This is a genomic window from Acetobacter fabarum, assembly GCF_022483405.1.
GTDB classification, from domain to species: domain Bacteria; phylum Pseudomonadota; class Alphaproteobacteria; order Acetobacterales; family Acetobacteraceae; genus Acetobacter; species Acetobacter fabarum.
Genome location: NZ_JAKVNI010000001.1, coordinates 351,908 through 364,434, shown reverse-complemented (window position 1 = coordinate 364,434; position 12,527 = coordinate 351,908). Strand labels below are relative to the sequence as shown.

The following is a 12,527-nucleotide window of genomic DNA, read 5'->3' as shown; positions in this document are numbered from 1 at the left end:
TGGAAAATCCAGATCAGTGAACACTACTATCTGAACTGTATTTAATATGTAGCAAAACCCGTGCGCAGATACCAGATGGAAAATAGGCCGCTCTGATCTCCATCAATGCTCAGTCTGACAAAATTTTCAGCCACTCACGAATATCCAATATGACGGTGGAGGTATAAATTTGTGCGGGCGAATGACCCGCCTTTATATATCTGAGTCAATCTCTTTTCCCGCCTGTACCTCGGGGTCATTTTCAAAACTGTGGAGGGTGGCAGACCAGAACGCCCGCAAGGTTGGAAAATTGCCCCAATTAGGTGGTTCTTCAACCTCTTCAGTAGGACTTATGGCGATCAAAGCAAAGCTTGCATGGTTGAGTTCTGCCTCATTGCATGCCAGTAAAGTCCTTAATTCGTTGACTGTTTGCTGTTTGAACAGCAGGCCATGACCTCGTGGTGCATTTTCAACAACTTCTGCCAACGTATCGCCAAAAATATCAGGATCCTCGCCGAAGGAACAGGCACCCAGATCGGCTAGACGCGGAAATATGGTGCGAATATCATGATTTGTACATTTTAGCAGTTTGGACATAGTAAACTCACGCGTAGGGTTCTTTTTGATCATTGCAATACGGATATACCGCGCAGTCTTACGCTCCATCTTGGGCATTCTTGAGCACTTTGTAAATAATATGTCCGGCAGGGCTTCCTGCATAGTAAAAATTAAATGACTGGATATTTTCCCTTTTTTAAACCGATGTTCCATATATTTGTTGGTTGGAGCAGCCTATTTTAGGAGCATATAGTCACCTACCTTGAGAGTGTGCGCTCGTGTTCTGCAGGAGTATCCCTCGTGTTATGGCTGGGTTTGCGCGGTGGGTGTTGTTGCTGGGATGTGTGGCAGAATAAAAAACAGTGTTTATGCGCGCAATGTGTGGCATAGGTTTTTTATCGTCGCCTATTCTGCGCCCTTTGGGACAACGCCCTAGCGTTGCGCCAGACATGCAAGACGCCCTTATAATCCCTTCCGCTGTATAATCCTTGAGCACCTGTTCCTGCCTGTCAGGGGCAGGTTTTTTTATATTCAGGGTATGGAAAAATCCCATATGCGGTATGTGGGTTGTGGCCTTGGGGCTGGCGGGCAGTGGGCAGACGACCAATCCGTTAAATGGAGGTTCTGAACATGGCCGATACAGGCCACAATGTGCCCGTTATGGGGGCAGTTACGCGCAATACCGCCAAGGTTGCTGCAATTGTTGCTTTTATTCCCTCGTTTTTTTCTGTTCTTCCGCCAAATCTGGCGCTTGTTATCTGCGCAGGTATGGTTACCTGTGCGGCCATAACCGCGGCTGTGCCCGCGCCCGTGCATGGGCGGCTGCTGGTTGTGCTGTACCAGATTGTGCGGGTAGCGGGGCTGGGGGTGCAGTACGCCGTGCCCTATATGGCGGCCCATCTGGTTAAGACCCCGTCTGCCAGCGTGCCTGCTGCGGAGGCCGGAGCTGCGGCCACGGAATGTGTGGTTGCAGGGAAAACCACACCTTAAAAATTTTCCTTTCAGGAACAATAAATATGAAAAATTATATCAAAGCAGGCAGCCTTGCGGTGCTGTGCCTGTTGTGTGCGTGCGCGCAAACCGCGCAGGGCAAGTTGCGTCAGGCCGTGTATGATACGGCCAGTGCATACCATCTGCTGGCCAGTCCCATGCTTGATATTATGGCAGGGCACGTGCCCGGTGTAAGCCTGAGTGCCGGGCAAAAAGCCCTTGCCCGCAAGGCCAGCCAGAGTGTGCTGGACGAACTGAGCGCACTTGAGCAGTCCATACAGGCCGGGAACACGCTGGTCGAAACAGCCGTTGCAGCCCTGCAGGCGGATTTTGCCGCGTTTTCCACTTGCTGGAGCGGGCTTACCGTAGGGAGCACTCCGGCTGCATGCACCATGGCCACAACGGCAAGCACGGCCACCACTGCCACGCAGGCCGATGCGGCTGTGTCCGTATCCACCAATGGGAAGGAATGAACCATGACCGCAGCAGAAATTAGCGTCATATTGGGTATTGTAGGGACTGTGGTCTCTTTGGCGGAAAAGTATGGCCCCGAAGCGTATGACACGGTTTTGAGCGCCATTGCGCAAAGCAAAAGTGGCACAGGCCCGAGTGATGCAGATATTGCGGCACTCTTTGCCAAATGTCAGGCTGACAACGCGGCTATTCAGGCATCATGAGTGTGGATTTTGAGTGCGGTATGGTGCTGGGTGGGGGACTTGTAGGGCTGGTGGGGGTTGCGCTGGCCGTAACCCTGCGCCTGCTCGCCCAGCGCGACGGTGGCTGGCCAGACTAGGCCGGAATAACGGGGGAGAGGGGAGTGCGGGCCGGGGCCTTATGCCGGTCCGGCTGCCAGTGTGGCATTACCCCAAAGGCTGTTGTTGGCGTTCCAGCAGGTCGCGCACGGTTTGTACAATCTCGCCTATGCTTTCCTCGCAGTAGCGGTGCTGGTCGGCGGCAAAGGTGGTGTTGGTGTAAAAAGGCCAATGCAGGCTGTGGCTGGCTGCGCGCAGGTGCAGTATGGCCTGCTCGTAACGGGCAAGCTCCTGCGCCGTGGCGCTGGGCAGCATATCGGTGCTGAACAGGCCGCGCCGGGCAGCGTGGGTATAGGCATCGACCTGCGCCGCGTGGCGGTGGTCGGGGCAGGGCGGGTGCGCTTCCAAAGTGTTCTCCCTCAACAACACGCGGCGAGTATGTGCGTAATAAACGCACAACGCAAGGCTTCATAACACGCATATGTGTGCGGGGGAGTGCGGGCTTATGGAGGGTTGGGCGTTACTTCCAGGTCCATTTGCCCACAACACGGCCGTTAATGCTGATTTCGTCCAGTGTGAGTTCGTAGGTGGAATAGGCGCTGTTAATGCTCATGATCCGCACCCGCCGGGGTTCCTCCATGCCGGGGATCAGTTCCAGCCGTTTGAGCACAAGGCCAAACCCGTCCCACAGAACATACACACCGGGGGGGGAGGGAATACGGTGGGCTGTGTCCACCAGCACCCTGTCTCCGGACTGGTAGTCCGGCTCCATGCTGTCCCCCGCCACGCGGACAATGGCCAGCGTGTCTGGTGTTTCGGAAAAAGCCGCAACGTAGCCACGCGGCAGGGTCCAGTGTTCCACCGGACGCAACCCGTCCTGCGGGGCGCACAGAACCGGCACACAGCCCGGCCCGGCCGATGTGATGACATCATACTCAGGTATGGCAATGCGGCCGGAGCCTGCCGGGGGCAGGGTATCGGGCTGGGGTGGGGCTGGCGCGGGCGTAGGCTGGGGGGTCATTTTGGCCACAAGGCCCGCTTCCCCCATGCTTACACCGGCAAGGTTCCATACCTCGTTGGCGGTAATGGGCGGGTCCCCCTTGCCATTGAGCAATGGCACCATGGATTTGACCATGGGTAAGGGCAGCACATCCTTTTTGTAGGAGGTCTCATACATGCGGTAGGAGGAAAACTTCTCTCCGTACCCCAGGTCGCGCGCAAACTCACGAATCGTATAACCGGCGCGCTCGCGCAGGGTTTTAAGCCTGTCCGTGATCCGATTCTGGTTCATGCCTGCATTGTGGTCAAAAGTGTCGTGCATGTCAGTGCGTAAAAACCGCTTGCAGTTTGTATTTTTAATACGCACATTATGTGCATGAACAACGCACATATCAGCCTGCCGGATGCGGTGCAAGAGCCGCCCCGGCCTTTTCCCGCCCCAATGACCCCACCGCAGAGCGATTTGCGGGGTCTGCCCTTTATGCCGCTCGATACCTGCCGCCTGCTGGATAGCGACCTGTTCGCCCTGAGCACGGGGGACGGGTTTAAATGCGCCGTAGCCTTGTGGTGCAAGGCATGGCAGCAGGTGCCAGCGGGCAGCCTGCCGCATAACGACCGGGTTCTGGCGCATCTGTCCGGCGCGGGTGGGCGGTGGCCCACGCTGCGCACGGTGGCCCTGCATGGGTGGGTCGTCTGCTCGGATGGGCGGCTGTACCACCCCGTTATTGCGCAAAAAGCCAATCAGGCCTGGAAGGCCCGTCTGGCCCAGCGTGCCCGTGCGGCCCGCCGCTGGGGGCATGCGCCGGAGGAGAGTGCTCCCCCCACACAGGCTTCGGCATGCCACGGCACAGCCCACGCAGATGCAAGGGAGAGTGAGAGGGAGAGCAAGAGTCGCTCACTGCGTTCGCGGGGGAATAATCAGGCGGATTTAGCGCGGGGGCGTTCCAGCAAGGCGCATGTGCCACACCCGCTGGAGGAGCAGGCCGCGCGGTTGAGGCAGCGCAGCGCGGCCCGCAAACAGGGGCGGGAGCCAGCGCGTAACACGCCAGAGGCACAGCCCCACATGGAGGGTGATGACAAACCCGGTGGTGCGGAATGTTGAGCCTGAACGCGCAGGGCCACGGCATGGCGGGCCTGCCCCAGCCCAGCCCCGCACTGGCTGGCCAGCTGGAGGCGTTCCGCCCCGGAGGGTTTGCTCCCCCAGCTGCCCTTGTGGACGAGGCACGTGCCCTTCTGCCAGCCTATGCCCGCGCCCTGTCCCCCCTACCTGTGCTGGAACTGACCAGCAGGGTAGAGGAGTTTGCCGAAATGCTGAACGCGGGCGTGGTTAACCCACTGCCCGGCGTGGCCCTGCAACTGCGTTGTGTGGCGCTGGTTACAGCCTGCGCCACAGTGCCAGCACTGGCATGGAGCGAGGCCACTGTGCGCCGTGCCCTTGTGGCGTTTACGTTTTTTCCATCCGCGGCACAGTTGGTGGCGTTGCTGGAGGCACAGTGTGGCGAGGCCCGCGCCACGCAGGGCCGGTTGCGCCTGATGGTGGCAGAGGCCGACCGGCGCATGGCGCGCGCACAGGCGCAGGAGCTGCGCTGGGCACAATGGGAGCAGCACCATGCGCCGCAGCCTGTGTACAACCCTGTGGATAATGTGGATTGTATGCAAAATCGGACCTGATTGCGCGCCACTTTACAAAAAATTGAACAGTTTATGGCCCGTTTTCCCCAAAAGGTGGAAAAGGCAGGGCAGGCAAGGATTTTATGCAAATGAATGCATCCTGTTGATTTTCACTGAGAACTGGGTTCTTCCGCACTTTTCGTGATGATGTTTTTTGATTATGCGGGCTGAAGGACACGCGCCCTGAGGAGTTCGAAGCCTGCTCTTCCGAACATGGTTCGCTTGATCATTTTCAGTCGGCTGATCTGTCCTTCAACCGGGCTGGTTGTCCAAGGTGTGACAAGAGACGCTTCAATGGCAGCCGCATCCCGTTCAAGCGCGGGAATCAGACGTGACAGCAGCGTCGTCTTTCCTTCTTCCAGCAGAGCCTTCAGATCGCCTCCCGTGCAGGTGTCACCCCTTTTACAGAGCAGGGTCTGCATTTTCCTGAGCCAGCAGAGTGTGACGGCAAGGTGCGGTTCAGCTTCCAGAAGGGCAGGAACCAGCAGTCCCTCCTGTCCGGCAGATAACGGATCCTCTGCGAGGAGAAGCCGCGCAAGTCTGCGTCCCCGAGGTGCAACGACATGCGCGGAAGGAACGGGTTTCGCGGAACATCCCTGTCGCGTCGCCACCCATTTCCAGACGGTGCCATATTGTCCTGCAAAGCCCTGCTCCAGGAGTTCCCGCCATAGCTGACGACTATTGCGACATCCTTCGGACCATCTCTTTTCCAGGTGGGCTGCGTAAGGCACGAGTATGCTGCGTAGCGGAACCGTCCTTTTCCATGGTGGTGCATGGCCCCGCTGAAACCAGCGCCGCACGGTTTTTCTCTCTACCCCGATCGTTGTGGCGATAGCCTGAATGCTGTGTCCCTCTGCTTTCAGGGCAAGAGCTTCCTTGAAAAGAATATCACGTCGTTCCCCAGAGGCTGACCTGACGACCGCCTGCGCCTCTTCTGGATGCGCTCTGATTGTTTCAGATATTTTGCTTACTGCCGTTGATACGTTCAGCTGTCGTGTCAGGGTCCTCACTGTTGTCGTAAAACGGTCCAGAATGCTGACAAAAGCGTCTGACAGGTTCTTCAGCAGATGCCAGCGGTCTGTCACCTGAAGAGCGGATGGTGCGCCTCTGCGGCATCCGTCTGCATAAGCACCGGCACGGTCTCTGGCAATGATTTCAATACCGGGATGGACCTGCAGCCATCGGGCAAGGGTATCAGCGTCCCGATCTGGCAGGAGGTCAATGACATCATTTTTCTCAAGATCAACCACAATCGTTCCATAGTGATGTCCCCGCCGCCATGCCCAGTCATCCACCCCCACCACACGTGTACGGGCCATGCCTTTTGTGGTGTTCTGCGCACGTGAGAGAAGACGGCGGACAAGAGTATCGGCGCTGATGGGGCAACACAGGCGCACGGTCATTCGTGCTCCAGCGGAACCGCCCAGGGTATGGGCGATATAATAATGAAGATCGGCAAGACGTGTGGTCTGTCTGCCATGACGCACGGTTATCCCCTCAAGGGGCATGACAAACGTCCGACGTGGACAAAGCATCGTCTGGCAGAAAAAGCGCGGCACAGAAACGATCAGCGTGGCTGGACGGCCCTGCCATGGAAGATCCGCGAGTTTTCTCTGATAGAAACTGTGAATGCGTCGTGTCGGGCACTGACAGTCCGGACACACTGCACTCCGCTTTCGCAGACTGACTTCGATCTCCACTCTGTTGTCCAGTGCAACAACACGACGAACGACGAGGGAACGGGGAAGATCAAGAGACCGAAGGCGTGACACTGGGGAATATCCATGAAAGTGAACGACTTTCTGGATTTCCCAGTTCCGGAACCTAAGTACAAGATACCCATCACGAAAAGTGCGGAAGAACCGTTCTCGGTTCTTCCGCACTTTTCGTGATGATGTTTTTTGATTATGCGGGCTGAAGGACACGCGCCCTGAGGAGTTCGAAGCCTGCTCTTCCGAACATGGTTCGCTTGATCATTTTCAGTCGGCTGATCTGTCCTTCAACCGGGCTGGTTGTCCAAGGTGTGACAAGAGACGCTTCAATGGCAGCCGCATCCCGTTCAAGCGCGGGAATCAGACGTGACAGCAGCGTCGTCTTTCCTTCTTCCAGCAGAGCCTTCAGATCGCCTCCCGTGCAGGTGTCACCCCTTTTACAGAGCAGGGTCTGCATTTTCCTGAGCCAGCAGAGTGTGACGGCAAGGTGCGGTTCAGCTTCCAGAAGGGCAGGAACCAGCAGTCCCTCCTGTCCGGCAGATAACGGATCCTCTGCGAGGAGAAGCCGCGCAAGTCTGCGTCCCCGAGGTGCAACGACATGCGCGGAAGGAACGGGTTTCGCGGAACATCCCTGTCGCGTCGCCACCCATTTCCAGACGGTGCCATATTGTCCTGCAAAGCCCTGCTCCAGGAGTTCCCGCCATAGCTGACGACTATTGCGACATCCTTCGGACCATCTCTTTTCCAGGTGGGCTGTGTAAGGCACGAGTATGCTGCGTGACGGAACCGTTCTTTTCCATGGTGGTGCATGGCCCCGCTGAAACCAGCGCCGCACGGTTTTTCTCTCTACCCCGATCGTTGTGGCGATAGCCTGAATGCTGTGTCCCGCTGCTTTCAGGGCAAGAGCTTCCTTGAAAAGAATGTCACGCCGTTCCCCAGAGGCTGACCTGACGACCGCCTGCGCCTCTTCTGGATGCGCTCTGATTGTTTCAGATATTTTGCTTACGACCGTTGATACGTTCATCTGTCGTGTCAGGGTCCTGACAGTCGTCGTAAAACGGTCCAGAATGCTGACAAAAGCGTCTGACAGGTTCTTCAGCAGATGCCAGCGGTCTGTCACCTGAAGAGCGGATGGTGCGCCTCTGCGGCATCCGTCTGCATAAGTACCGGCACGGTCTCTGGCAATGATTTCAATACCGGGGTGGACCTGCAGCCATCGGGCAAGGGTATCAGCGTCCCGATCTGGCAGGAGGTCAATGACATCATTTTTCTCAAGATCAACCACAATCGTTCCATAGTGATGTCCCCGCCGCCATGCCCAGTCATCCACCCCCACCACACGTGTAAGGGCCGTGCCTTTTGTGGTGTTCTGCACACGTGAGAGAAGACGGCGGACAAGAGTATCCGCGCTGATGGGGCAACACAGGCGCACGGTCATTCGTGCTCCAGCGGAACCGCCCAGGGTGTGGGCGATATAATAATGAAGATCGGCAAGACGTGTGGTCTGTCTGCCATGACGCACGGTTATCCCCTCAAGGGGCATGACAAACGTCCGACGTGGACAAAGCATCGTCTGGCAGAAAAAGCGCGGCACAGAAACGATCAGCGTGGCTGGACGGCCCTGCCATGGAAGATCCGCGAGTTTTCTCTGATAGAAACTGTGAATGCGTTGTGTCGGGTGTTGATTTTCACTGAGAACTGACCCGGGTAGGGCGGAAATTTTCATCGAGATTTGACCCATGCCTTCACACTCCCCGGCATCATCTGCTGGGGGGTTTTTGGAGTGATTGACATGGAGCTTCTGAGTGTGATCCGCCGGTGGCACTGCCGGGATCATCTTCCGATCCGCGAGATCGAACGCCGGACGGGACTGTCACGCAATACGATCCGGAAATATCTCCGGGCACAGAGTATTGAACCGCGGTTCCAGGTCCCCGAACGTCCCAGCCGACTGGACCCGTTTGCTGACAGGCTGAGGGGATGGCTGGTCCTGGAAGCCGCTCGCCCCCGCAAGAATCGGCGCACGGCGCGACGACTGCATGAAGACCTTGTGGCACTGGGTTATGATGGATCCTACGGACGGGTGGCCGCTTTCATCCGGCAGTGGAAACACGAACAGCACCAGGCACGCCAGACAACGGGTCGGGGTGTTTTTGTGCCCCTGTGCTTCCAGCCCGGGGAAGCGTTCCAGTTCGACTGGGGCGAGGACTGGGCGGTCATTGCCGGCCGTCGCGTCAAGCTGCAGGTTGCCCACACCAAACTGTCCTTCAGCCGGGCCTTCATACTCAGGGCCTATCCCCTGCAGACCCACGAGATGCTTTTTGATGCGCTGACCGAGGCCTTCCGCGTGCTCGGTGGCGTGCCACGGCGGGGTATTTTTGATAACATGAAGACCGCCGTGGACCGGATTGGCTCTGGCAAGGCACGTCAGGTCAATCTGCGCTTCATGGCCCTGGCCAGCCATTACCTGTTCGAGACGACCTTCTGCAATCCGGCAGCCGGATGGGAGAAAGGGCAGATCGAGAAGACCGTGCAGGATGCCCGGCGCCAGATCTGGCAGGATCTGCCTGCCTTTCCTGATCTGGGGGCGCTGAATGCCTGGCTGGAAGCCCGCTGCCTGGACTGCTGGGAACGGCTGCAGCATATCGAACTGGCCCGGAGCATCGCCGAGGTCCATGCTAGCGAGCGTCCTCACCTCATGGTGCCGGGGCGTCCCTTTGACGGGTTTGTCGAACAGACCAAGCGCGTCTCACCAACCTGCCTGATCCAGTTCGATGGCAACCGCTACAGCGTGCCGGCCTCCTTTGCCAATCGTCCGGTCAGCCTGCGGGTTTATCCCGACAAGCTGCGCATTATCGCCGAAGGGCAAGTTCTGTGCGTGCATGACCGGATCATCACGCGTTCGCATGGTGTGCCAGGCCGCACGGTGTATGACTGGCGGCATTATCTGGCGGTCATCCAGCGCAAACCGGGCGCCCTACGCAATGGCGCGCCGTTTACCGAATTGCCAGCCGCCTTCCGGACCCTGCAGGATCAACTGCTCAGGCGGCCTGGAGGCGACCGGGAAATGGCTGAAATCCTGGCCCTTGTGCTGCAGCATGATGAGCAGGCTGTCCTCTGCGCGGTTGAACTGGCACTTGAAGACGGCGTGGCGACCAAGACCCATGTTCTCAATACGCTTCATCGCCTGATCGATGCCAAGAGAACCGTGGTTCCCCGGCTCGATGCCCCACAGGCCCTGGTGCTCGAACACGAACCGTGCGCCGATACAGGGCGGTATGACATCCTGCGAAGGGACAGCCGCCATGCGTCATGATCCTGCGGCTGCTTCACTTGTGGTCATGCTCCGTGGATTGCGGATGTATGGCATGTCCCAGGCCACGGCCGACCTCATCGAGCAGGGGGCACCTGCCTTCGAGGCGGCCATCCCCATCCTCTCACAACTCCTGAAGGCGGAACTGGCCGAACGCGAAGTGCGCTCCATCGCCTACCAGACAAAGACCGCCCGGTTCCCCGCCTACAAGGACCTGTCCGGGTTCTCCTTTGCCGATACGCAGGTCAACGAGCCCATGATCCGCCAGCTCCATAGCGGGGACTTCATCGAGCGTGCTGAAAATGTCGTGCTGATCGGCGGTCCGGGAACCGGGAAAACCCACCTGGCGACCGCGCTGGCCATCCAGGCGATCACCCATCACCGCAAGAAGGCGCGCTTCTGGTCAACGGTCGATCTGGTCAATGCGCTCGAACAGGAAAAGACCGCCAACCGGGCCGGGCAGATTGCCGACAGGCTGCTCCGCCTGGATCTCGTGATCCTTGATGAACTCGGTTATCTCCCCTTCAGTGCGTCTGGGGGCGCCCTGCTGTTCCATCTGCTCAGCCGCCTCTACGAGCGCACCAGTGTCATCATCACAACCAATCTGAGCTTCAGTGAATGGGGAGACGTCTTTGGTGACCCGAAGATGACAACGGCGCTCCTCGATCGGCTGACCCATCACTGTCATATCCTCGAGACAGGAAATGACAGCTACAGGTTCCGCGCCAGCACCGCCGCGTCAAAAAACAGAAAGGACAGATCCTCTTCTTGACCGCCCGCCCGACTGTGCCTGAAATAGCATCTGGCTGGGTCAATTCCTGATGAAAAACCCGGGTCAGTTCTCGGTTCTTCCGCACTTTTCGTGATGGGTATCTTGTACTTAGGTTCCGGAACTGGGAAATCCAGAAAGTCGTTCACTTTCATGGATATTCCCCAGTGTCACGCCTTCGGTCTCTTGATCTTCCCCGTTCCCTCGTCGTTCGTCGTGTTGTTGCACTGGACAACAGAGTGGAGATCGAAGTCAGTCTGCGAAAGCGGAGTGCAGTGTGTCCGGACTGTCAGTGCCCGACACGACGCATTCACAGTTTCTATCAGAGAAAACTCGCGGATCTTCCATGGCAGGGCCGTCCAGCCACGCTGATCGTTTCTGTGCCGCGCTTTTTCTGCCAGACGATGCTTTGTCCACGTCGGACGTTTGTCATGCCCCTTGAGGGGATAACCGTGCGTCATGGCAGACAGACCACACGTCTTGCCGATCTTCATTATTATATCGCCCATACCCTGGGCGGTTCCGCTGGAGCACGAATGACCGTGCGCCTGTGTTGCCCCATCAGCGCCGATACTCTTGTCCGCCGTCTTCTCTCACGTGCGCAGAACACCACAAAAGGCATGGCCCGTACACGTGTGGTGGGGGTGGATGACTGGGCATGGCGGCGGGGACATCACTATGGAACGATTGTGGTTGATCTTGAGAAAAATGATGTCATTGACCTCCTGCCAGATCGGGACGCTGATACCCTTGCCCGATGGCTGCAGGTCCATCCCGGTATTGAAATCATTGCCAGAGACCGTGCCGGTGCTTATGCAGACGGATGCCGCAGAGGCGCACCATCCGCTCTTCAGGTGACAGACCGCTGGCATCTGCTGAAGAACCTGTCAGACGCTTTTGTCAGCATTCTGGACCGTTTTACGACAACAGTGAGGACCCTGACACGACAGCTGAACGTATCAACGGCAGTAAGCAAAATATCTGAAACAATCAGAGCGCATCCAGAAGAGGCGCAGGCGGTCGTCAGGTCAGCCTCTGGGGAACGACGTGATATTCTTTTCAAGGAAGCTCTTGCCCTGAAAGCAGAGGGACACAGCATTCAGGCTATCGCCACAACGATCGGGGTAGAGAGAAAAACCGTGCGGCGCTGGTTTCAGCGGGGCCATGCACCACCATGGAAAAGGACGGTTCCGCTACGCAGCATACTCGTGCCTTACGCAGCCCACCTGGAAAAGAGATGGTCCGAAGGATGTCGCAATAGTCGTCAGCTATGGCGGGAACTCCTGGAGCAGGGCTTTGCAGGACAATATGGCACCGTCTGGAAATGGGTGGCGACGCGACAGGGATGTTCCGCGAAACCCGTTCCTTCCGCGCATGTCGTTGCACCTCGGGGACGCAGACTTGCGCGGCTTCTCCTCGCAGAGGATCCGTTATCTGCCGGACAGGAGGGACTGCTGGTTCCTGCCCTTCTGGAAGCTGAACCGCACCTTGCCGTCACACTCTGCTGGCTCAGGAAAATGCAGACCCTGCTCTGTAAAAGGGGTGACACCTGCACGGGAGGCGATCTGAAGGCTCTGCTGGAAGAAGGAAAGACGACGCTGCTGTCACGTCTGATTCCCGCGCTTGAACGGGATGCGGCTGCCATTGAAGCGTCTCTTGTCACACCTTGGACAACCAGCCCGGTTGAAGGACAGATCAGCCGACTGAAAATGATCAAGCGAACCATGTTCGGAAGAGCAGGCTTCGAACTCCTCAGGGCGCGTGTCCTTCAGCCCGCATAATCA

Annotated in this window: 13 protein-coding genes; 8 read left to right on the top strand and 5 right to left on the bottom strand. The window is 57.8% G+C overall.

All coding sequences use genetic code 11. The features are described from left to right. Positions 1-192: 192 nt before the first annotated feature. Positions 193-576, bottom strand: coding sequence for a hypothetical protein (locus tag LKE65_RS01870; protein ID WP_278741731.1), 384 nt, complete (start codon positions 574-576; stop codon positions 193-195). Between the two features lie 591 nt (positions 577-1,167). Between LKE65_RS01870 and LKE65_RS01865 the strand changes: the two genes are divergently transcribed. The 3 genes from LKE65_RS01865 to LKE65_RS01855 are packed head-to-tail and all read left to right on the top strand — an operon-like array spanning position 1,168 to position 2,204. Further along, the gene (locus LKE65_RS01865) at positions 1,168-1,527 is read left to right on the top strand and encodes a hypothetical protein (protein WP_278740253.1); all 360 of its coding nucleotides are present in this window, start codon (positions 1,168-1,170) and stop codon (positions 1,525-1,527) included. A 26-nt stretch (positions 1,528-1,553) separates the two neighbouring features. Further along, a complete protein-coding gene (locus tag LKE65_RS01860) occupies positions 1,554-2,000 on the top strand; it encodes a hypothetical protein (RefSeq protein WP_278740252.1) in 447 nt (148 codons plus the stop codon). A 3-nt stretch (positions 2,001-2,003) separates the two neighbouring features. Further along, positions 2,004-2,204 carry a hypothetical protein gene (locus LKE65_RS01855; protein ID WP_278740251.1) on the top strand — a complete coding sequence of 67 codons (201 nt, stop codon included), beginning with the start codon at positions 2,004-2,006 and terminating at the stop codon, positions 2,202-2,204. A gap of 183 nt (positions 2,205-2,387) precedes the next feature. Here the strand turns inward: LKE65_RS01855 and LKE65_RS01850 are convergent, their stop codons facing one another. Both LKE65_RS01850 and LKE65_RS01845 read right to left on the bottom strand, forming a co-directional pair. Continuing rightward, a complete protein-coding gene (locus tag LKE65_RS01850; RefSeq protein WP_278740250.1) occupies positions 2,388-2,687 on the bottom strand; it encodes a hypothetical protein in 300 nt (99 codons plus the stop codon). Positions 2,688-2,799: 112 nt separating this feature from the next. Further along, the gene (locus LKE65_RS01845; protein ID WP_278740249.1) at positions 2,800-3,600 is read right to left on the bottom strand and encodes a S24 family peptidase; all 801 of its coding nucleotides are present in this window, start codon (positions 3,598-3,600) and stop codon (positions 2,800-2,802) included. Positions 3,601-3,654: 54 nt separating this feature from the next. On the opposite strand from LKE65_RS01845, the gene LKE65_RS01840 reads away from it, so the two are divergent. Further along, a complete protein-coding gene (locus LKE65_RS01840; protein ID WP_278740248.1) occupies positions 3,655-4,380 on the top strand; it encodes a DUF1376 domain-containing protein in 726 nt (241 codons plus the stop codon). Continuing rightward, positions 4,374-4,949 (top strand): hypothetical protein, encoded by a 576-nt coding sequence (locus LKE65_RS01835; protein ID WP_278740247.1) that lies wholly within the window; start codon positions 4,374-4,376, stop codon positions 4,947-4,949. The genes LKE65_RS01840 and LKE65_RS01835 overlap by 7 nt, the downstream gene beginning before the upstream one ends. 158 nt (positions 4,950-5,107) lie before the next feature. Here the strand turns inward: LKE65_RS01835 and LKE65_RS01830 are convergent, their stop codons facing one another. Next, positions 5,108-6,721 (bottom strand): ISL3 family transposase, encoded by a 1,614-nt coding sequence (locus LKE65_RS01830; protein ID WP_075624942.1) that lies wholly within the window; start codon positions 6,719-6,721, stop codon positions 5,108-5,110. Between the two features lie 133 nt (positions 6,722-6,854). Further along, a complete protein-coding gene (locus tag LKE65_RS01825) occupies positions 6,855-8,402 on the bottom strand; it encodes an ISL3 family transposase (RefSeq protein ID WP_434734878.1) in 1,548 nt (515 codons plus the stop codon). Between the two features lie 51 nt (positions 8,403-8,453). Here LKE65_RS01825 and istA point away from each other — a divergent pair, with 51 nt between their 5' ends. From istA to LKE65_RS01810, 3 genes are all read left to right on the top strand, one after another. Next, on the top strand, positions 8,454-9,977 hold the full coding sequence (gene istA, locus LKE65_RS01820; RefSeq protein WP_165926476.1) for an IS21 family transposase: 1,524 nt from the start codon (positions 8,454-8,456) through the stop codon (positions 9,975-9,977). Beyond that, positions 9,967-10,746: an IS21-like element helper ATPase IstB gene (gene istB / locus LKE65_RS01815; protein ID WP_025437151.1), complete on the top strand. Its 780-nt coding sequence runs from the start codon at positions 9,967-9,969 to the stop codon at positions 10,744-10,746. Before istA ends, istB begins: the two co-directional genes overlap by 11 nt. A 164-nt stretch (positions 10,747-10,910) precedes the next feature. After that, complete coding sequence (locus LKE65_RS01810) at positions 10,911-12,524, top strand: ISL3 family transposase (RefSeq protein WP_075624942.1); 1,614 nt, start codon at positions 10,911-10,913, stop codon at positions 12,522-12,524. Positions 12,525-12,527: the final 3 nt, after the last annotated feature.